Source organism: Clostridium folliculivorans (assembly GCF_024341905.1).
Classification (GTDB): domain Bacteria; phylum Bacillota; class Clostridia; order Clostridiales; family Clostridiaceae; genus Clostridium_AR; species Clostridium_AR folliculivorans.
In genome coordinates this window covers 1-21,994 of the sequence record NZ_BQXY01000003.1, presented here as the reverse complement: position 1 = coordinate 21,994, position 21,994 = coordinate 1, and the positions used below count along the sequence as shown (strand labels likewise).

At 30.5% G+C, this 21,994-nt stretch carries 20 protein-coding genes; 14 read left to right on the top strand and 6 right to left on the bottom strand.

The window, feature by feature from the left end; translation table 11 throughout:
- The 8 genes from OCU55_RS10270 to OCU55_RS10235 all read left to right on the top strand — a co-directional run bounded on the left by OCU55_RS10270 (position 1) and on the right by OCU55_RS10235 (position 7,872).
- Complete coding sequence (locus OCU55_RS10270) at positions 1-792, top strand: ABC transporter permease (RefSeq protein WP_261852746.1); 792 nt, start codon at positions 1-3, stop codon at positions 790-792.
- Between the two features lie 169 nt (positions 793-961).
- Positions 962-1,531 carry a TetR/AcrR family transcriptional regulator gene (locus OCU55_RS10265; RefSeq protein WP_261852228.1) on the top strand — a complete coding sequence of 190 codons (570 nt, stop codon included), beginning with the start codon at positions 962-964 and terminating at the stop codon, positions 1,529-1,531.
- A 192-nt stretch (positions 1,532-1,723) separates the two neighbouring features.
- Positions 1,724-3,157 carry a DHA2 family efflux MFS transporter permease subunit gene (locus OCU55_RS10260; RefSeq protein WP_261852227.1) on the top strand — a complete coding sequence of 478 codons (1,434 nt, stop codon included), beginning with the start codon at positions 1,724-1,726 and terminating at the stop codon, positions 3,155-3,157.
- Positions 3,158-3,262: 105 nt separating this feature from the next.
- The gene (locus OCU55_RS10255) at positions 3,263-3,478 is read left to right on the top strand and encodes a hypothetical protein (protein ID WP_261852226.1); all 216 of its coding nucleotides are present in this window, start codon (positions 3,263-3,265) and stop codon (positions 3,476-3,478) included.
- 367 nt (positions 3,479-3,845) lie between these two features.
- Positions 3,846-6,221, top strand: a complete 2,376-nt coding sequence (locus OCU55_RS10250; protein ID WP_261852225.1) for a preprotein translocase subunit SecA — start codon at positions 3,846-3,848, stop codon at positions 6,219-6,221.
- Between the two features lie 209 nt (positions 6,222-6,430).
- The gene (locus OCU55_RS10245; protein WP_261852224.1) at positions 6,431-6,694 is read left to right on the top strand and encodes a hypothetical protein; all 264 of its coding nucleotides are present in this window, start codon (positions 6,431-6,433) and stop codon (positions 6,692-6,694) included.
- A 68-nt stretch (positions 6,695-6,762) separates the two neighbouring features.
- Positions 6,763-7,497, top strand: coding sequence for an aminoglycoside phosphotransferase family protein (locus OCU55_RS10240; RefSeq protein WP_261852223.1), 735 nt, complete (start codon positions 6,763-6,765; stop codon positions 7,495-7,497).
- A gap of 27 nt (positions 7,498-7,524) precedes the next feature.
- The gene (locus tag OCU55_RS10235) at positions 7,525-7,872 is read left to right on the top strand and encodes an inorganic pyrophosphatase (RefSeq protein ID WP_261852222.1); all 348 of its coding nucleotides are present in this window, start codon (positions 7,525-7,527) and stop codon (positions 7,870-7,872) included.
- Positions 7,873-8,018: 146 nt separating this feature from the next.
- Here the strand turns inward: OCU55_RS10235 and OCU55_RS10230 are convergent, their stop codons facing one another.
- Positions 8,019-8,468 (bottom strand): GNAT family N-acetyltransferase, encoded by a 450-nt coding sequence (locus OCU55_RS10230; protein ID WP_261852221.1) that lies wholly within the window; start codon positions 8,466-8,468, stop codon positions 8,019-8,021.
- Positions 8,469-8,973: 505 nt separating this feature from the next.
- Here OCU55_RS10230 and spoIVA point away from each other — a divergent pair.
- From spoIVA to OCU55_RS10215, 3 genes are all read left to right on the top strand, one after another.
- Positions 8,974-10,452 carry a stage IV sporulation protein A gene (gene spoIVA / locus OCU55_RS10225; RefSeq protein WP_261852220.1) on the top strand — a complete coding sequence of 493 codons (1,479 nt, stop codon included), beginning with the start codon at positions 8,974-8,976 and terminating at the stop codon, positions 10,450-10,452.
- Positions 10,453-11,273: 821 nt separating this feature from the next.
- Positions 11,274-12,167 (top strand): MBL fold metallo-hydrolase, encoded by an 894-nt coding sequence (locus OCU55_RS10220; RefSeq protein ID WP_261852219.1) that lies wholly within the window; start codon positions 11,274-11,276, stop codon positions 12,165-12,167.
- A 141-nt stretch (positions 12,168-12,308) separates the two neighbouring features.
- Entirely contained in the window at positions 12,309-12,704 is a 396-nt protein-coding gene (locus OCU55_RS10215; protein ID WP_261852218.1) for a bacteriohemerythrin, read from the top strand.
- Positions 12,705-12,777: 73 nt separating this feature from the next.
- Here OCU55_RS10215 and ahbB read toward each other — a convergent pair whose 3' ends face one another.
- From ahbB to OCU55_RS10190, 5 genes are all read right to left on the bottom strand, one after another.
- Positions 12,778-13,245: a siroheme decarboxylase subunit beta gene (gene ahbB / locus OCU55_RS10210; protein ID WP_261852217.1), complete on the bottom strand. Its 468-nt coding sequence runs from the start codon at positions 13,243-13,245 to the stop codon at positions 12,778-12,780.
- Complete coding sequence (ahbA, locus tag OCU55_RS10205) at positions 13,238-13,705, bottom strand: siroheme decarboxylase subunit alpha (protein ID WP_261852216.1); 468 nt, start codon at positions 13,703-13,705, stop codon at positions 13,238-13,240. Before ahbA ends, ahbB begins: the two co-directional genes overlap by 8 nt.
- Before the next feature lie 226 nt (positions 13,706-13,931).
- The gene (gene nirJ2, locus OCU55_RS10200; RefSeq protein WP_261852215.1) at positions 13,932-14,915 is read right to left on the bottom strand and encodes a putative heme d1 biosynthesis radical SAM protein NirJ2; all 984 of its coding nucleotides are present in this window, start codon (positions 14,913-14,915) and stop codon (positions 13,932-13,934) included.
- Between the two features lie 295 nt (positions 14,916-15,210).
- Positions 15,211-16,386 (bottom strand): putative heme d1 biosynthesis radical SAM protein NirJ1, encoded by a 1,176-nt coding sequence (nirJ1, locus tag OCU55_RS10195; RefSeq protein ID WP_261852214.1) that lies wholly within the window; start codon positions 16,384-16,386, stop codon positions 15,211-15,213.
- Between the two features lie 700 nt (positions 16,387-17,086).
- Complete coding sequence (locus tag OCU55_RS10190) at positions 17,087-17,296, bottom strand: hypothetical protein (RefSeq protein ID WP_261852213.1); 210 nt, start codon at positions 17,294-17,296, stop codon at positions 17,087-17,089.
- Positions 17,297-17,669: 373 nt separating this feature from the next.
- Here OCU55_RS10190 and OCU55_RS10185 point away from each other — a divergent pair, with 373 nt between their 5' ends.
- From OCU55_RS10185 to OCU55_RS10175, 3 genes are all read left to right on the top strand, one after another.
- Entirely contained in the window at positions 17,670-18,257 is a 588-nt protein-coding gene (locus OCU55_RS10185) for a DUF1349 domain-containing protein (RefSeq protein WP_261852212.1), read from the top strand.
- A 222-nt stretch (positions 18,258-18,479) separates the two neighbouring features.
- A complete protein-coding gene (locus OCU55_RS10180; protein ID WP_261852211.1) occupies positions 18,480-19,601 on the top strand; it encodes an NAD(P)-binding protein in 1,122 nt (373 codons plus the stop codon).
- Between the two features lie 475 nt (positions 19,602-20,076).
- Positions 20,077-21,363, top strand: a complete 1,287-nt coding sequence (locus OCU55_RS10175) for a VTT domain-containing protein (RefSeq protein WP_261852210.1) — start codon at positions 20,077-20,079, stop codon at positions 21,361-21,363.
- Positions 21,364-21,994 lie beyond the last annotated feature (631 nt).

Here is a 21,994-nt window from a genome sequence, read left to right as displayed (position 1 = left end):
ATTATGAGATATGTTAAGCTTTATAAAAAGTTTTTAGTTCAATATTTAAAAAGTCTAATGGAATATAAAGTGGATTTTTTCTTTGGGTTGTTCGGATTTTTCCTAATCCAAGCCTCTGGTATAGCTTTTATTAACTTAGTATTTAATAATATCCCAACTCTGAATGGGTGGAGTTATTATGATATGTTATTTATTTACGGATTTGCACAGTTACCTAGAGGAATAGATCATTTAATTATGGATAACATTTGGATTTTCGCAAGAGATATGGTGATTCAAGGGACTTTTGATAGATATTTAGTAAGACCGATAAACCCTTTTTTTCAGATGATATCTGAGAGGTTTCAACCTGATGCCTTTGGAGAAATTATTGTAGGAATAGTAATTCTAGCGATTTCAGTGCCTAAGATAAGTATTTCTATATCTATAGTTAATATCATAATTTTCATAATACTTGTATTTGCTGGAGCAGTAATCTATACCTCCATAAAGTTATTTTTTGCATCCTTTGCATTTTGGATTAAAAATTCTATAAACCTTGTTTTTATGGTTTATAACATTAGTACTTTTGCAAAATATCCAATAAGTATTTATCCAAGAGCAATAAGTATTGTAGTTCAGTTTATTGTTCCATTTGCTTTTACGGCCTTCGTTCCTGCCGAATATATGTTAGGTAAGGTCAGTTTTGTGTATGGAGTAGGGGGAACTATACTTTGTGCAATGGTGGCTTGGATACTTGCATACGGACTTTGGACTCGAGGAATTAAGAGTTATGAAAGCTCAGGAAGTTAAACCAGTTCTAAATAGAATCTATTTTTGAAATCCCTCTTAGTTTTAAGAGGGGTTTTTTAAAATCCAAAAATAAAAATAAAAAATCTGTTGAAATTTTGAAATAATATAATTATAATTTACATGTAGACCAGTCACCATAATAAACTGAAAGGTAAGATTTTATAAGCTTATGGGAATTAATACAAATGCAAAAGCTAAATTTATAGAAACTTCATGTAGACTTTTTGAAATGAAGGGATATCACGCTACTGGATTAAATGAAATACTTAAGGAAAGTGGAGCTCCAAAAGGTTCTTTCTACTATCATTTTCCAAATGGAAAAGAAGAACTTGCATTAGAATCAATTAAATTTGCATGCGATAAGATAACTAAGAATTTAAAAAAATCCTTAGATAGATTCAATAACCCAATTGAAGGTATTACAGCTAATATCATAGGTTTAGCTGAAATATTGGAAAATGAGAAGAAGCTAAGAGATATGTCAATAAGTTTATTAGCCTTAGAAATCTATGATACTAGTGAAATTTTACGTGAAGCCTGTGAACAAACCTTTTCTTCTATAGAACATATATATTTTGAAAAACTTACAGAGTATGGTGTGGATAAAGATAGAGCTAAGGAAATAGCGACGCTTATCTTGGCGTTAACAGAAGGCGCTATAATACTTAGTTTAACCAGAAAAAATGGAGAAGCTTTGAGAACAGCAGCTAAGCAAATTGGAGCACTAATAAAAGTATAAGGTGCTGAATTAATTGGCTATTCATCCGACGCTTTAATGAGCTTACTCAAAAGAATTAATTTCAATAGAATTATAAGTATATGAAAGTATAGGAGTTATCTAAAGATTACACTTAAATACGAAAAATCTTTAGATGCTCCATTTTTATGAAGTTTAATTATGTAGACTGGTCTAGTGAATGGAGGAGAATTAATGGAAGCAAAAAACAAAGTTAACACTAAAAAAAAGGTGAATTCAACAGCAATTATAGCAGTATTAGTATTAAGTGCATTTATTGCTACATTTAATGAAACTATATTAAATGTAGCCTTGTCAGGGATCATGAAAGAAATGAGAGTTAACGCGGGAACAGTTCAGTGGATAATTACAGCATATATGATAGTAACGTCTGTAATGGTGCCTGTTACTGCTTTTCTTATACAAAGCTTTAAGACCAAAAACTTATTTTTAAGTGCATTAGGGCTATTGCTTGTAGGAACTATATTAGCGGCATTTTCTAATTCTTTTAGTATGCTATTAATATCAAGAATGGTTCAAGCATCTGGAACAGGGATGATGATTCCAATCATGATGAATACAGTATTACTAGTAGCACCAAAAGAAAAAATTGGAGCATCTATGGCTATATGTGTCTCAGCAATATCGCTTGGACCTGCTTTTGGACCAACAGTATCGGGAATAATATTACAGTATTTCAGTTGGCATGCTTTATTTATAGCTTTAATTCCAATCATAATATTAGTTATGATAGCTGGAAACTTAATCTTAGTAAATATTGCAGAACTTACAAATCCAAAATTAGATATTATGTCAGTAATATTATCCACTTTGGGTCTTGGAGCTATAATATATGGGATAAGCAGTATTAGTGGCAGTGATATTAAAGTTGCTTTAGTAAGCTTCATACTGGGGCTAATTGCAACAGCAATTTTTATAAAGCGACAGCTTACCTTGGATGAGCCAATGCTTAATTTATCTCCTTTTAAGTATCCTAAGTTTGTAATAGGTGTATTATTAGTTATGGTATCTATGATGATCATGTTTACGATGAATGTAATGCTACCGATGTATATCGAAGGGTCACTTGGAAAAACAAGTTTTGTTGCTGCTCTTTCACTGTTACCAGCTGTAATCTTTAATGGGATAGCAACGCCAATAGGTGGGAAATTATATGATAAGATTGGTGTGAAACGTTTAGTACCTATGGGAATAGCTATAATGGCGGTTTTTACACTTATATTATCTTTTTCTAGTAATGAAACATCATTGGCTAGAATTGTAATAACATATATATGTTTATGTATTGGAGTAGGATTCACTATGTCACCATCTCAAACACATTCTTTAAATCAGCTGCCTAAAAAGTATTATCCTGACGGAGTTGCAATAGTGAATACACTTCAGCAAGTTTCTGCTGCTATTGGATCTTCACTTTTTATTGGAATAATGTCAGCGGTTCAAACAAAGACTTTAGCCTTAGGCAATATGACAAATGAAGCTGCAGTGGCAAAAGGTTTCTCAAGTGCAGCATTGGTAGCCTTTGGCATTGTGGTAGTAGGTCTTATTTTATCATTTTCCTTTGGAGGGACTAAGAAAGAAACTGAAGAAGATATGAAGGCTGCATAATAGAAATAAGATATTTATCATAAATATATTTATCGCGTTATAAGAGGATGTTATAATCTTAACTATTATTAAAAGTTAGGCAAGAAAGGTGAGCAATTTGGAATTGTGAGTCCTGGACTTACAAGAGAATTCACGAACGGACTACCTGAGAAAATGAAAGAGTTTTATGAGCCAGATATGTACTGTTTCCATAGTACTATTTGGTGGAAGAAATTGTGGGGTAAGAACAGCATTGTTGATGTCACTTATGTAGACACAATAGAAGATGGAAAAGAGTTGTGGAGAGCCACTCTGACTTTAATCTTCATGAGGCTGATATAGAAAATTACCTAACACACATTGCGATGAAAGCAGTAAAAAAATAAACAGATGAAGAGTTGGTGCATATGAAATAGATAATTCATGTGTACCAACTTTTTTTTACTTTATAAAGAATTATAAAAATTACAAGCTGAATAAACCTATTAATTTCAATTGTGTTGAATAGATTATTAGGAGACTTAATCGGATTTTTTATTGCAATCATATATTGTATCATTTACACAATATGGTAGTATTAGATTATTATAAATATTTTTCTATTTAAAAGAGTTGTATTGTAATTGCCTAAGTAAATGAGAGCTTCAGATTCTAATATGATATATTAGGATTTTATCATATGAGTATAAAATCAAAGGAGGGAATTGAAATGCTTAAGAAAACTATTATGAATAACTATAAAAGTATAGTAGAAGCAATTAAAGAAGTTGATTATAAATCTCTATGTGATGAGGAATTATTAAGTAAGTCAAATAGATTAAAGGAACGGGCATCTAAGGGAGAGTTAACTAGTGAACTTTTTATAGGTGGCTTTGCTCTAGTAAAAGAGGCTGTAAAAAGAACTTTAGGATTTGAAGTTTATGACGTGCAGTTATTAGCTGCTGTAGCTCTTAACGATAGAAAATTGATTGAGATGCAGACCGGTGAAGGAAAAACTCTTACAGCAGTATTTCCAGCCTATATAAATGGAATTTTCAAAAAAGGTGTGCATATACTTACCTTTAATGATTATTTAGCAAAGAGAGATGCTCTTTGGATGAAACCAATATATGAATCTTTAGGCTTAACTGTTGGCTTTATCCAAGAAAATATGAGTATTAATGAAAAGAAGCAAGCTTATGACTGTGATATAACATATGTTACCGCAAAGGAAGCAGGTTTTGATTTTCTTAGGGATTCAATTTGTTACAGAAAAGAAGATTTAATACATAGACCTTTCCATTTTGCAATTATAGATGAGGCGGATTCTATACTAATAGATGAAGCAAGAGTTCCACTTGTAATAGCTTCTAGCTCAGATGAAAAAGAGTTAAATCTTAGAAAGGTTAGAGAAGCAGTAGCAACACTAAAACCAGCCTTTGATTACACTACTGACGAATACTCAATAAATGTATATCTAACAGATAGTGGGATAGATCATATTGAAGAGTCACTAGGTTGTGGAAACCTGTATGCAGAAGAAAACTTTGATTTATTAAGACAAGTAAATAGCGCTCTTTATGCTGATGTACTTTTAGAAAAGGATATAGATTACATTGTAAGAGATGGCAAGATTGAAATGGTAGATGAATTTACAGGGCGTGTTGCAAAGAATAGACATTGGCCTGATGGACTTCAAGGTGCATTAGAAACTAAAGAGAATTTAGATGTACAGACAAAGGGGCGTATTATAACACAAATAACCCTTCAGCATTTTATTGGATTATATGAAGGTGTAGCTGGTATGACAGGAACTGCTGTTGATGCAGAATATGAGCTTTATGATGTTTATGGTAAGGAGATTGCAGTAATACCATCTAATCGTAAATCCATCAGAAAGGACCTACCAAATTACGTATTTACTCATAAGGAAGCAAAATACGAAGCTTTGGTTAAGGAAATAAAAAAGGTACACTTGACTGGTCAACCTATTCTAATAGGAACTAGTAGTGTTAAAGAGTCTTCGGATTTAGCAGAGCAATTACTAGGTAATGGAGTTAACTGCCAGGTACTGAATGCCAAAAACGATGAGTTAGAGGCAAAGATAATTGAAAGAGCAGGGGTTTTAGGAGCAGTTACTGTTTCAACCAATATGGCTGGACGTGGAATTGACATATTACTAGGTGGCCCTGAAGGGGAAGAAAGAGAAAAAATAAAAGACTTGGGTGGTTTATACGTTATTGGAACAAATCTTCATGAGAGTCTACGAATTGATAAACAGTTGAAGGGAAGATCAGGGAGACAAGGTGATCCAGGGATAACACGATTCTTTATAAGTTTAGAGGATGAACTTATCGTAAAGTATGGAATACAGAATATTATTCCAGAGAAAAGAATGCCCAGACAAACGAATGAGGCACTATCAAATCCCATATTCAACTATAAAATAAACCAAGTGCAGAGGATTGTTCAAGGAAAGAACTCAGATTTAAGACGAGAATTATATAGGTTTGCCTTTATATTAAATGATCAAAGACAATGCATGTACAATAACCGTATAGAAATAATTAATGGCGAATTTAATGATGAGATTTTGCATAAAGATTTTTCAACCTTATATGAGAAATTAAAACTAAAATATACTGATACTGAGATTGAACAATTTAAAAGAAATCTAAGATTATTTCATATTGATAAAGGCTGGGCAGACTATCTTGATAAAATTGCTAACATTAAAGAAGGAATTCATCTTAATATCTTGGGTGGTAAAAATCCACTAACAGTATTTAATATAACTTTAGTAGAAGAGTTTGAAATTTTACAGCAAGAGATAGAAGAGTCAATAAAGAATGATTATATAAAACTTCAAAACTCAGAAATTACCTTTGAAGAAATTAATGAGAGGAATAAACCGCCGCTTTCCACTTGGACATATTTTGTGAATGATAACTCCCTTGATGGTATTCTGGGTATAGGGATGTTAGCAATAGTTGCAGTGGTGGAAGTTGGAAAACTATTAGGTAACAAAAGTTTAAAGAAACATTTTTCTGCATTGATGTTTGATGCTGAAGCAGTGTATTATAAGCTTTTTAATAAAAATATATAATGTAAGACATCTACTCTGATATATTGAATAACTTGTTGTTCAAAAAAGCCTATGAGAGAACTCCAATAGTTTTAATGTATTAATTTGAAACTATTGGAGTTTTAATATTTAAGATTTATATTATTGACGGATATCTTTTTATGATATAATTACCATTAATTGAAGTGTAATACAGTTTGTGAAATGGTGAAATTGTGGAGGGGATTATTGTGGAAGAGGATAATAAAAATAAGAATATAACTGACGAAGAAGAGTATTTTTCTGTAAGCAGCTTTTTAAAGAAAAAAGAAAATCAGTATGTACTTAAAGTTTTGGGATTGTCTTTGGTTCTATATATACTAGCAGGAAATTTCCTTACAACTGAAGGAAGCAGTGAAAGCGGTATAAGTAGCATTTCATATTTCTTAGCTTTAATAGCGTCGGTATTAGTTGTTAATGGATATGATAAAGTAAAAAACAGTAACAAAAGATAGAAATATATATCGATTAAAATGAAATTATAATTTAAGAAGTTAGTAATTTTATGATTAGGAGGTTGGAAGTGGAGATTAAGAAGATAATTGGTATAGGAAATACTGCTACAGTATATCAGTGGGAAGATGATAGGGTTCTTAAACTTTTTCATAAAGGATATTCTAAAGATGCTATAGAAAGAGAATTTCATAATGCAAAGTCCGTTGAAGACATGAGTTTTGAAAAACCAAAGGCTTACGAAATCCTAGATTTAGGAGAACAGACTGGTATTATATACGATAAAGTAGAGGGAGAATCACTTCTCCAGTGGGTTATAAAGACAGGAAATGTGCAGCAGTGTGCAGTAATTATGGCAAAACTGCACAAGAAAATGGGGCAGAATAAAGTTAGTGATGTGCCTAATTACAAGGATTTCTTAAGAGAAAATATAGTAAATATATCTTCATTAAAAACAACAGAGCAGCAAAAGGCTTTGAGTATATTAGACATGCTTCCAGAAGGTAATACATTTTGTCATGGAGATTTCCATCCAGATAATATACTAATATCGAACGAGCATGCTATTGTTATTGACTTTATGAATATATGCCACGGAGATTTTTTGTATGATGTAGCAAGAACAGTATTTTTAGTGGAATATACACCTGTTCCAACTAATGCTGGAAATAGAGAACAACTACTAGAGTTTAAAAAAGCTTTAGCGGATTTATATTTAAGTGAGATGGAAGTTACAAGAGAAATGATACAGGATTATTTATCTGTAATCATCCTTGCAAGAAAGGGAGAATGTCCAAACGAATAAAATTTCATTAAAGGAGATAAAGTTTTTATGAATAGCTATGATATTTTAGGAAAGATGGTTACAGTTACAGTTGATAGACCACTAGGCACATATCATCCTAGACACAAAACTATTTTCTATACCGTAAACTATGGGTATGTAGAAGGAATAATTGCTGGAGATGGGGCAGAACAGGATGCTTATATTTTAGGAATTGATATTCCAGTAAAAAGTTTTACTGGAAAGGTAATAGCAGTAGTACATAGGTTAAATGATGTGGAAGATAAGTGGATTGTAGTTCCTGAGGATATTATTTTAAAAGAAGAAGATATAAAGAATGCAGTGAATTTCCAAGAACAATTTTTCACTACAGAGTATTATTGTTTATATAAGTAGGAGAGATGTAATTCTTAGATCCTATAATTTAGGCCTTATTATATTATTAATGTGCAGAATGTAGACTTATTAAGAGATTTAATAAAATATAAGTTAAAAGAAAAGACAAGGATAATTTCAACAATATTATTAAACACAGCCTTTCTTTAAAGTAATTTCTTCTCAAAACATATTGCTTTAGGGTTATTTATATATTTACCGTAGTTTGGAATCTGAATATAGCCTCTCTTTTTATAGAAAGATACTGCAGCTCTGTTTATCACTCTAGTCTCAAGCCATATAGTTGAATAACCTAGCTTTAATGCTTCCGATTCTAAATGTAGGAGAATCTTCGTTCCAACCCCTTTCGTTTTAGCTTTAGCAAACATTCTTTTAACTTCAGCTATATCTTCATCAATAGGGCGGATAGCACCGCAGCCCAATGGTTCGTAAGCTTCGTCGTATGCAATTACAAACAAAGAACGTGGAATACAGACATCACTTGGATCAAAAGAATTTTTTCCACTGTCACCTGTAATTGACTCTAAAGTTTTTGATAACTCTTCCATCAGGATAATAGCATCACAATCTGTAGGGTTCTTTTTTATAATTTTCATTCTTCATCCCTCAATTCATATAGGAAAAAATAACTTAATATAGTATAAGTTATTTTTTTATTAATACCAGTATTTATTATGATCTCGGTAAATTATAACATAGTTTAATTATAGGATTCTAGCTTCATTCATGTTCGAAATATTTTAAACATACCAGAACATGTTATTCCTCTAGGAGGTATTTATGTTGGATATTTTGCAGAAGTAAAGGAACCGAGGACTCAATATAATGAAAAAGTAGTATAGTGGCAGCAGTATGATTCAGATAGAAAACATAGGGGAAGACCTAAAAATATGAATAAGGTATAAAAAATATTTTTAATTATTTCATTAGAAAAAGAAGTATTTATATAATCCTTTGAATATATTTGAAATATGAGATGTGTGAGGTTTTCTCATTTTCAAAAATACTAATATATATTCTAAAATCAGAAAAAATTATGAATATTTTCCGAATTATTTCAATATATATGTAGTGTTAATAATATATATAGGAGGGTATATCTTGGACAGCTTTAATATATATAAGGATATAGCTGAAAGAACCCAAGGTGACATTTACGTTGGTGTTGTTGGGCCTGTAAGAACTGGTAAGTCTACATTTATTAAAAGATTCATGGATCTTATGGTAATACCAAAGATAGAAAATTCATATAAAAAAGAAAGGGCTAAGGATGAGCTGCCACAATCAGGATCAGGCAAAAGTATTCATACTACTGAACCTAAATTCATACCTAATGAAGCTATAGAAATCTCTTTAGATGAAGGCTTAAAATTCAAGGTAAGAATGGTTGATTGTGTTGGTTATATTGTAAAAGGAGCCTTAGGCTATATGGAGGGTGAGCAAGCAAAGATGGTTACCACTCCATGGTTTGATTATGAAATTCCTTTTGAAGATGCTGCTGAAATTGGTACAAGAAAGGTAATTACAGATCATTCAACTATCGGTTTAGTTATAACAACAGACGGCAGTATAACAGGAATACCTAGAGAAGATTATGTTGATGCTGAGGAAAGAGTAATTCAAGAATTAAAAACAATAGATAAGCCTTTCATTATTGTACTTAATACAACTAAAGTAAATGCACCTGAAACAAAGGAGCTTAAGCTTCAACTTGAAGCAAAGTACAGTGTTCCAGTGCAGGTTATGGATGTATTATCCATGAAGGAAGAAGACATAACCCATTTATTCAAAAAAGTACTTAAGGAATTCCCAGTGAAGGAAGTAAACATAGATATGCCAGAATGGATAGAAAAATTAGATCCATCTCACTGGTTAAAAGAGAATTTCTTAAACATAGTTAAGGATATGTGTAAAAACATATTTAAAGTTAGAGACATAAAGACTTGCTTAGATGGATATAGAGAAGAAGATTTCATGGGATTAACTGATATTGATGAGATGAACCTAGGCGATGGTACAGCAAGAATAAAGCTAAATCCAAAGCAAGGCATTTTCTACAAAATACTTAGTGAATTATGTGGCAACGATATATCATCAGAAAGTGAACTTATGACTTTGATGAAAGACCTTAATGAAGCTAAAGTTGAATATGATAAGGTTTCAGATGCTTTGAAGGAAGTAAAAGAAACCGGTTATGGACTTGTAGCACCTCAGTTAACAGAAATGAAGTTTGAAGATCCAGAGTTTGTAAAGCAAGGTGGAAAGTATGTGGTTAAGCTAAAAGCCAGCGCTCCAAGCTTGCATTTCATAAAGGCAGATATCGAAACAGAGATATCACCAATAATGGGTACAGAAAAAGAAACAGAAGAGCTATTTAAATCTCTTCTAGAACAGTTCGAAAGTGATCCAACAAAACTATGGCAGAGTAATATGTTTGGTAAGTCTCTTGAAGTTCTTGTAAAAGAAGGACTACAAAACAAGCTCTACAAGATGCCAGAAGACGTACAAGTTAAGATCCAAAAGACCCTTCAGAAGATAATAAATGAAGGTAATGGTGGACTTATCTGCATAATTCTATAGTAAATTAGTTGAAAAGTATAACCAATTGCGTTATTTATTGATGCAATTGGTTATTTTTATTTTCCAAAAGCTTTTTTAGATAAAGTTCTTTTGTAATTTTGGAGAGTTAAAGCACCGTGTAGAAATTGATTGGTTAATCATCTGACGCTTTAATGAGCTTACGCAAAGAATTAATATGATTTTTTCATATTCCATGGCTAAAACTGTAAACTTACTACGTTCGAACAGTACAGTTTTACTTTTTAATAATCCATACTTTTTATAAATCTTTCATATCTTAAATTTAAGAAAATAAAAAGGTTATTTGATTAAAAAGTAAAAAGTAAAAATATATCGCCTGCCAGAATTTCTTCACATACGTTCAGAAAAGGCAGATGCGTAAAAAAATCACTAATAAAGAACGATTAGCGATTTTTTAGAGCCATTCCATCTGAAAAAATCATTTAATTCTAGTTGCTTGCTCATATAGCGTCTCCTGTATAACCAATCAATTTCAACAATATTCTTAAACATAGCCATAATTTTTTAACTTAGAAATATCATGATTCTATGCATATAATCCCACCAGTATCAAGGATAATCCAGCACATACATATAATCCTCCAATAAAAATCAGGCAGTAAATTAAAATGACTTGAGATTAACCAAATTCCATTGATGAGTAGTCCAAGACATAAATAAAGGATTTAGCACATTCCTCTGACAATCTTTTGGTGATATTGAAAATACTTTTAAACTGATGTAGTATATTAGCATATTAGGAAAGGAAAAGTATTTAGTGGCTCTAATAGATATAGCACACTCTTTTACTAGGATACTATATGAAGATAAAAGAAGTTAAGGGGAATACTTTTTGTATAGATACTGGAAGAACTTATATTCCATTTTATAAGATAAATGATGAAGAAATAATTATGTTGGACTCTGGTTTAGCCAAAGGAGAAAGACAGGGAATTGAAAAACTTCTTGTAGATAATAATTTTAAGATATCGGCTATAATATGCACTCATGCCCATGTTGATCATATAGGAAATAATACATATTTTAAGAATAAATATAACTGCATTATTGCAATGCCGACTTATGAAGCTATGCTTTGCAGCTCTATTGTTAATTTAAAAGGATATTACAGCATGTTAACCTTAACTGAGATTAGAGAACAGTTTGGGGATATGGTTTGTGAAACAGATATTATGATTTCTCATAAGCAAAGTTATATGGAAGTTTGCGGAATTAAGTTTGATGTTTTTCATACTCCAGGGCATAGTGCTGCTCATATTTGCATTACCACTCCAGATGAGGTTTGTTATTTAGGAGATGCTTTAGTAAGTTATGAAACTATGAGAGGAGCAAAGCTTCCATATGCTTATATAGTAAGTGAAGATTTAAAAAGTAAGAATAAGCTTTATGCTTTAAAATGTAGCAAATACATTGTCGCACATAAGGGAATCTACGAGAATATCACAGAGCTTATAGGAGCTAACCTAGAATTCTACAAAGCTATATCCTTAAAGGTATATGAAGTGATAGAAGATGGTATGACAATGGATCGTATTAGGTCAGCTGTTACTAAAAATTTCAATTTAAGAATAGATACTATGGCTAGATATGGTTTAATTGAAAGGCTTTTAAGACCGTATATTGAATATTTAAGCGAAACAGGAAGTTTAATTTTTCAGATAGAGGATGGATTAATTAAATACTGGAAATCTTAACAAAATTATAATAGTTGGTTTTAATTTAATTTGATAAAATATTTATTGTAAATGTATTTTTTATTTACAGTATTTTTTAGATATACATGATATAATTATTTATATTTGTGAATAATAATTGTTTAAAGAGGAGCGGTTATAATGTTTAATTGGAAACCTGAATTTGAACTTGGTATGGAAAAGATAGACAATGAACATAAGAAACTATTTGAAATAGCTAATAAAGGCTATGAGCTTTTAAAGAATGATTTCTATGTGGACAAGTATGACAGAATAATGGAGATAATAGTAGAGCTAAGAGATTATGCTCAATTTCACTTTTCTGCTGAAGAGGAATATCTTGCAAGCATAGGATATAAAAAGTTATTTACTCATAAGATTGAACATGATTCCTTTATTCAAAAGGTGAGTAATGTTAACTTAAATGATGTTGATTCAAATCAAGATAAGTATGTTCAAGATCTATTAGATTTTATAGTTATATGGATTAAAGAACACATAATGGAAAAAGACAGAGAATACGTAAACGCAAAATAGTACATATGTTTATAAATGTGATAGTTAAAATAAAAAACCAATTATTCAATAATAAGTTATGATAATTGGTTTTTTATAAGAAATACCTCATGCTGGTCTTTTTAAGTTCTTTAGTACTATATAAAATTTTATAATTTTTAACACCTATATCATTAGAAATTTTCTCAATGATTTTGTTGCAACATTCTTTATCTTTTCCGTGAATCATTGAATAAAGATTATAATTCCAAGAATCACAAGGTTTTCTTTCATAACAATGGCTTATTTCAGAAAAAGAAGCCATATATTTTCCTGCTTCATCTAAGGTCTCATTATCAATTCTCCAAACTACCATAGCATTAGCATTAAATCCTACTTTTCTATGATAGAGTATAGCTCCGACTCTTTTTAATACACCAGTTTCATTATAAGTTTTTATTCTATGTATAAGTTCATCTTCACTGATATTAAGTTCATCAGCCATTTCTTTATATGGGGTAGCAGTTATTGAAATATTCTCTTGCAATTTTCTTATTATTTTTTTATCAAAACTATCAATCAATCTTATCATCTCCTTGAAGGTTCAAAGCTACTTTGATTTTAAATAACTTAATTGATGGCAAACTTATTATATCTTTTAAGGCAGTTTTTATTTGTATCTCCTGTAGGATATTATTTAAGCTTTCATGAGAATCGGTTATTACTGTAAACCACATATTATAATCAGCTTCTCTTATGTAATTATGAGTTACTTCATCATACTGATTTATTAATGATGCAACTTCCTCAATTTCATTTTCTGGAACCTTAGCAGCACAAAGAGTACTTATATAACCGATTTTTTTTGAATTAAAGATACCGCCTATTCGTCTTATAATACCTTCACTTTTTAATCTGTTTACTCTTTTTAGAACTTCATCTTCTGTAAGTGACAACTGTTCGCCTAGTATTTTAAAAGGTCTTTTATCTATTGGAACTTCATTTTGCATTAGGTTAAGTAAATTTTCATCTATTACATCCATAAAAATACTCCTTTAGAAATGGTCTAGTATAGATAAACTACTTCATATTAGAATCTATACTAGGAGTTTAAGGACTGAAGTAGTTTATCTGATTAAGTGGAATAGATAACCCATTTCCATTATTAAAAAACACATTAATAATACATTTAACTATTATTATTAATTAACTTGTTAGATACATTTCACTTGGAACTGGTTTATCTATATATTAAATAGTTTATTTGTCCTAATTGTTGATCATGCAGATCTTATCATCTGACATGTAATCTCCATTGTGATAATATGCAGATCGTGCTCTGCAACCACCACAATTTTTTTTGGCGGAACAACTGTTGCAGTGACCATTATATTTTTGATCTCTTAGGCTATTAAAAAGTTGACTATTTCTCCAAATTTCATTAAAATCACTATCTCTAACATTGCCTGCTACCTCAGTTAAATAAGCGCAGGCTTGAACATCGCCTATAGGGTTAACTATGCAATAATCTATCCCGGCAATACAGCCACGTTTAAATCTACTATCAATACCTAATTTTTCTGCAATCCTGACAAATTGGGGAGCACAAGTTGGTTTTATTTCTATATTAACTTCACTTTGCTTTTTCATTATGGAAGTTAGTAGAGCTTCATATTCTTTTGGACTTAATAACTCATCTTCTATATTTTTTCCCCTTCCAGTAGGAACAAGAAAGAAAATGTGATGTGCTGCTGCACCCATGGCCACTGAAAAATCAGTTAAACTAATAATCTCATCTTTATTCCAATCCATAACGGTTGTATGAATTTGAAACCTAATCCCAATATCTCTACAATGTTTCATTGCATTAAGAGTATCTTTAAAAGCTGTAGCATTTCCTCTGAAAAGATTATGTTTATTTTGATTTAAGCTATCAAGGCTTATGCCTATGGCAGAAATTCCAGAATCTTTTAATCTTTGAGCCATTTCTTTAGATATAAGGGTACCATTTGTTCCAAGAACAGATCTTAACCCAGCTTTAGAAGCGTAACTTATAAGTTGAAAAATGTCATTACGCATTAAGGGCTCGCCGCCGGAGAATATCATAATTTTAAAATTAGCTTTTGCAATTTGATCTATAAGTTTTTTTGCTTCTTCAGTATTTAATTCACCTTGAACTTCCTTTCCAGAATCTCTATAACAATGGCTGCATTTTAAATTACATTTGTTTGTTGTATTCCAGGATATTATCACTTGTTTTTACACACCTTTTTATAATTTTTTGCTTATTTTCGTGCTACATCAATATATATCTTGATATACTTATAGATGTACTAGTTCGAACCTCACTTTATTTTTAAAACTCTCACGGCTTCTGGTGAGAGAATTTAAAAATAATAAATTTCATTACGAAGTGGTACATCCATAATTTCACTAGAATAAAGCTTATAACCTGTTTAACTATAAGATTTAGAATTCACAAAACTTTATAATCAACTATTTAAATATATAAATAGTTAAAAAGATATATAGTTGTATGAATATACTGCTATAATTGGGGCTGCAGTAAGATCTCCTCATCATTGAGGTAACAAGCAGGGTCTTCTGCCCAAAAATCATTATGTATTGCTTCTGCTCTGGTTCTAAAGTTTCCATTACATACACTTAACCATTGGCAGTTTGAGCATCTACCTTTTAACAAAGACTTTCTATTTCTAAGACCATTTAGTATTTCGTTATTAGAATTTTTCCAAATTGATCCGAAACTTTCTTCTTTAACATTTCCTAAAGTATATTGCCATGTAAATTGATCTGGATGAACATCTCCATAAAAATCGACATTAGCGAAAGCCATTCCGGATCTATTTCCCCCATTAGTTTTTAAAAGCTTTAACATATTTTCAGTTTTATCCTTGAATTTGTTTATTGAACTTAAGTATGTGTAAACTGCATCTGCATGATTATCTACTGTAAGTATCTCAACACTAGGGCCAAATTCTATAGCTTTATTTATGATTAAATCTAAAACTTGCCTAGTTTCTTCGTTAGAAATATCTTCTTCAATCATTTTATTTCCTCTACCTGAGTAAACTAAATGATAAAAGCATACTCTAGGGATTTTTTCTTCTTTTATTAATTTAAATATATCTTCTAATTCTTTATAATTATTTTTGTTTATAGTAAATCTAAGTCCAACCTTTTGACCTGCTTCAATACAGTTTCTTATACCTTTAAGAGCGTTATCAAAGGAACCCTTAACCCCTCTAAAATTATCATGATTTGATCCGATTCCATCAAGACTTACACCAACATATCCAAGATTTATTTTCTTTAAAGCTTTGCAAGTAAATTTATCTAAAAGTGTTCCGTTGGTGGAGATGGTGCTTCTGATTTTTCTTTCTTTTGCATAAGCTAATAAATCCAAGATGTTTTCTCTCATTAATGGTTCGCCACCAGAAAATAACAGTGCAGGTACATTAAAATCCTTTAAGTCATCAATGAATTTTTTTGCTTCATATAGCGTAAGCTCACCATCATATTTTTTACTATCTGAACTTGCATAGCAATGCTTACACTTTAGATTACAGGTTTTTGTGCAATTCCAAGCAACTACGGGACCCTTTCCAGGACTAACCCCATACTTTTCTAAAGCAGCACCTTCTACATATCTTATGCTATCCCCGTAATTCATAGAATTACATAATAGTTTAGTTATACTTATCATATTTATTTAGTATCCTCTCTTAATATCAATTCTTTACGTAATCACATTAAGAATCAACAATTTAGTCTGTTTTAGGAATATTATGCCATGGATCTTTGTTTTATTATGCATAAATTCCATTGGCTTTATACTTGCAAAATTAAAAGACTATGACATATGTTTTTTTAGTATATTTTAACCACTACGGTATAAAGGACTAAATTATAAATTGAAGTAATAACCTTATTATGGTATATTTGTATTAAAAAAGGGGTTGGCGATTGTGTCACGGGCTAAGAAAGTAAAATTGGTAGGAGTACTGTTCATAATTTTAAATATACTCATAACATATTTTTGGATGTTTAATTGGACAATCTTAGATAATACTTTGGGGTACATTTTATGGGTGGGGGATATTATAATTTCTATAATATTATCTGTTTTTCTGAAAAGAAGTGAGTTTAAAATATTGTATATATTATTGCTTATTTCAACAATTGTGGTAATATTTTTACTTCTAGCGGCTGGATTTATAGTTTTTACTGTTAATAGTATGAGGTAGAGGATTGAATATGAAATTTGAAATTTAATTTTTACTGTATAGTCATAAAAAACTTATAAAACCATTGAAATATCTAGGCTTAACTAACTTGGAAATTTCATGCTTTCATATAAATTATAAAAGTGAGCAGAAATAGAAGTTCCGCTCACCGTTTTTAAATTAAACTTTTTTATATCTTACATGATCCACATCCTCATTGACAACAACTATGTCTCTATAAACTCCTTCTTCAACTTCCCTATTAAAAATAGCTCCATCTTGTGCATGTTCATTTTTTGGTAAAGTGGCAGATACAACGTCTCTAAATTCAAAATGCTCGCCTTCAGCTATTCCATTAAGTTTTTCCATGTCTACATGACTTTTCTCCATAACTATAACCTCCAGAATAATTCTAATTACTTATTTTTATATTTTCCTTCTTGAGTTTATATATGTATTCATTATTATTGCCTGTAGAGTAATAGAATACAAAAGGGAAACTGTGAATTTATGGTATAATAAGTTGAGTAATAGTAATAGATGAAAAACAATAAAGGTGATTGGTAAGTATCTGTAGTTAAATTCTATAAAGGTGTAGCTACGTATGATTGAAGATGGTAGCTTATGTATAACTTAATTGTTAGAGTTATATAATTAAAGAAATTAAATATAATTAAAGAAATTAGATATTATTAAAGGTAGTAAGTTATTTTAAAAACTTAAATTAATATTAGAATAGTAGGCTAAAAGGTGGGGGAGAATAATGAAATTTGATGCTAAACAATTATTTTGGATAAGAGAATTAGAAGAAAAGTCAGTAGAACAGGATAAAATAGTTATGATCACTAAGCCAAATACAGATTTATGGCAGAGAACTTATTATGGGTTTAGAAATGACAATGCGCCAGCGCTAATCATGGAAACTGATGAGAAGTTTTTCTCTTTTACAGTAAAGACAGAATTTGAAACTAAGCATCGCTTTGATCAATGTGGTATAGTACTTTACCAAGATAGTGATAACTGGCTTAAAGCATCTGTTGAATATGAAAATGATGAGTATCAGAGACTTGGTAGTGTGGTTACTAATAATGGATATTCAGATTGGGCTACTACTGATATAGCAGCAGATATAAAATCTATGTATTACAGATTAAGTCGTCGTGGAAGTGACTTTTGTATAGAATACTCTTATGATGGAGTGGATTATAAACAAATGAGAATCTGTCACCTTTTTGAAGGTTCAGATAAAATAAGATTTGGTATATACGCTTGCAGTCCTGAGAAATCTTCTTTTAAAGCGACCTTTACTGAAATGGATATTACTGAATGCAGATGGTTAGAGCATAAATGATAAATGTCAACTATATTAGAATGGCTTGTAAATATATAAAGTTATTTGAAGTGTAAATGCATAGGAGTTTTAATAAGGTTAACACTAACAAGATAGTATTATTAAATAAAAACTTAGGGCTATGTTTAATAATATTGTTGAAATTATGCAGTTATGGAGAAGATGAAATTATTCTTTTATAGAAGTAATTTGAAAATTTCTAAATATCAAGAGGTGTTGTAAATGAAAGTTGCTATTATGGGAGCTGGAATGTCAGGACTTTCCTGCGCTATAACCTTAGAAAAACATGGGATTACACCAACGATTTTTGAAAGCCGTAGTATAGTAGGTGATAGATTTATTAACGCTGAAGCTATGTTTGGTGTTTTAAACAGGCCTGCTAAAGATGGAATAGGATATATTTCGGAAAATTACCATATAAATTTAGAACCTCTAGAGCGTGTTCAAAAGCTAACTATTCATTCTAAAAATGAAATAGGGAACATCGAGGGAAGAATTGGATATACAAATGTAAGAGGAAGACATAATAATTCATACGAAAATCAATTAGCTAGACAAGTACAATCTGAAATTAATTTTAACTCAACCTATGATTATCCATACTTGTGCAAACACTTCGATTGTGTAGTGTTAGCTACTGGTGATGGACAATATTCAACAGATATGGGTAATTATAAGTGTGATTTAACTGTAACGATAAAAGGTGCTACTGTTGAAGGAAACTTTGTGACTAGTAATCCACAGGTATGGTTTAACTATGACATAATACCTAAAGGATATATTTGGGTTATCCCATTCTCTGAAAAAGAAGGAAATATAGTTATTGCTTATCCTGATTATCCTGACAACATAAAATTAGATATAGAGGTAATGTGGGAAAAAGCGTATAGTTTAGTATGTAAGGATCTAAAACAAAACTTTAAAATTACTGATAAATTTGAAATCACTAGATACATGATGGGGATATGTAATAAAGCTAAGATAGACAATACATATTTCGTTGGAAATTGTTTTGGTACCATATCACCTGGACTTGGCTTCGGACAATTCGCTTCTATTTTAACTGGTGTATATGCAGCATACGATATTTGCAACATAGGAGTTTATGAGGAACTAACTAAACCATTGTTTGAAAACTATAATCACTCCTTGACTCTTAGAAGATTTTTAGAGAGTCAAACTAATGAGCAAATGGACACTTATATTAAAAGTTTAGATAATAAAAGTCTAGACTATATGATTGATAGAGTATGCAGCAATGAAAACGGCATTGATTTAATGAAACTATCAACACCTGTTATGAGATTATGGAACAATTATAAAGAACATAGCCATAGCAGGTAATGTTATAGTAAGAGCATAAATAAAATTTAAAATAGTATGGATTATCAAAATAAAGCTTATACCTAATTATCACCTTTTATTTAGCTATAGGCTTTATTATTTTACTATAAATTAGGAAAGTGGATAATTTTTATGTTAGATAAAGTAGTATTTTCCATTGACTTAAGTATGAAGTGGTTCATCTATGGTTTTTAGTTCATACAATGAAAAATAAATCTTGTTGCTTTGGTGGATTTTTCTAAGGTACACTCCGAATTAGAAATGTGTAAAAACTTTAGTAGGATATCAATACAGGAAATGGTATATAATATAAATATTAAATGGTCAGCGAGAAGTATTAAGGATTAATACTAAAAAATTAATATGTTTAATGGACAATCTGTGTATAATTTCATAAGATAAGATATAATTTTATTAGAACCATATCTTATATTTAGAATGAATTTATAAAAATTAAGCCGTGGAGGGATGAAAAATGCAGTATATAACGGGACTACTTGATCATTATGGATATATAGTGTTGCTAATTGCATTAGTATTAGAATTAATTGCATTTCCACTTCCAGGTGAACTTCTCATGACATATTGTGGCTTTCTTGTAAATCAGCAAAAATTAAATTGGTTCTTTAGTATTGCAGTTGCATCAAGTGGAACAATTATTGGGATAACAATTTCGTACTTTATCGGCAAAAGATTAGGCGTCCGCTTTTTTAAAAGATATGGTCATTTTATACATCTGGGACCAAAAGGATTGGAAAAAACTTCAGTATGGTTTAATAAGTATGGGAATAGGTTGCTAATTATAGCATATTTCATACCAGGTGTTAGACATATTACAGGATATTTTTCAGGTATAACGGAGATTTCATATAAAAAGTTTGCTTTGAATTCTTACATAGGAGCTATATTATGGACTACAACATTTATTTCATTAGGTAAGCTTTTAGGAACTAAGTGGGAGAAGTATCATAAACTAATTACCCAATATTTAATCATAGGTGGAGTGATTATATCTATAATTATAGTCATTATCTATTTGTATAGGAGTCATAAGCAACAGATTATTGAAGCTACTATAAGAATACTTAGAAAGGGTATGAAGACATTTAATTCCTTCGGTAAGATTAAAGTTGCAATGTTAGGTGTTGCTATTGCCTTTGTTACTTTTTTTGCTCTTTTAATAGGTGTCATTGAAGATTTCTTAGCTAATGAATTCAATCAATTTGATACAATCGTAAGTTATCTTATGAAAATAATCTTTACTGAAAATTGGCGATTCTTGATGAGTGTGTTTTATTATATAACTGCTTTAAGTACACTAATATTCGTTGTTGTTTGTATAATTACATTTATAATGATAAAAGGTATAGATAAGTTTCTTGAAATTAGGTTTGCATTTTTCACTGTTTTAGGTGGAGAGGCTTTACAAGCTCTATTAAGGCTTGCTTTCAAACATATGGGACCACTTGGCATATCGCTCGCAGGAAATATTAAATATACTTTTCCTAGTGAGCAATCTTTGATGGCTATAGTTACATATGGATTTGTATGTTTCCTCATATTACGCCATACGAAGATTACTTGGCTTAGAATATCATCTGTAGTTATAACTATAGTAATATGTTTTCTCGGCGGAATAAGTGTTCTATTTTATCAAACACAATATCCAAGTGATATTTATGCAGGATATGTTTTTGGCGGAGTATGGCTAACCTTGAATATTATACTATTAGAGTGTTATCGTATATTACCTAAAATTTAATAGAGAAGTAATCTATACACTTAAAATGTGAAGTTTACTAATATGTAGTTACTTTAGTTTTTAACTATTAATAGAACTTTACTTAATTTATGGATTTTATTTGCGACTGGTACAGCTGTGTAAAATATCAGGGGTAACAGCATAAAAGCACTATGAATATTATGTTCATAGTGTCTTTATAGTTTGTTTTGTAACAATATTTAGGCGAAAACACTTCCAAGTGTATCAATTAGTGAAATATTTAGGAATATAGAGATATATTAAAAGAATGTATAATTAAATTACTCTAAGGACATATTACATATTATTGAGCATCAATGGATGTGATATTATAGGTTATGTCGCTGCAACGCAGTTCGACAAAATAACACAAGATTTTAAAGTGAAATTTAAATTAGATTTAAAAAACTTTTGAAAAATGTGTTGACAAAGAAATCTTACAGTGGTAAGATGAATAAGCTGTCAGAAAGACGGCGATAAAAACTTGGTCTTTGAAAATTAAACAGAGAAGATAACATAAAGTCTAAAACTAGACTTAAACTAAACCAGCAATTCTTTTGAAAAAAGACTTACTAAGTAAGTAAGCTATGATTAAACTTTAAATTGAGAGTTTGATCCTGGCTCAGGACGA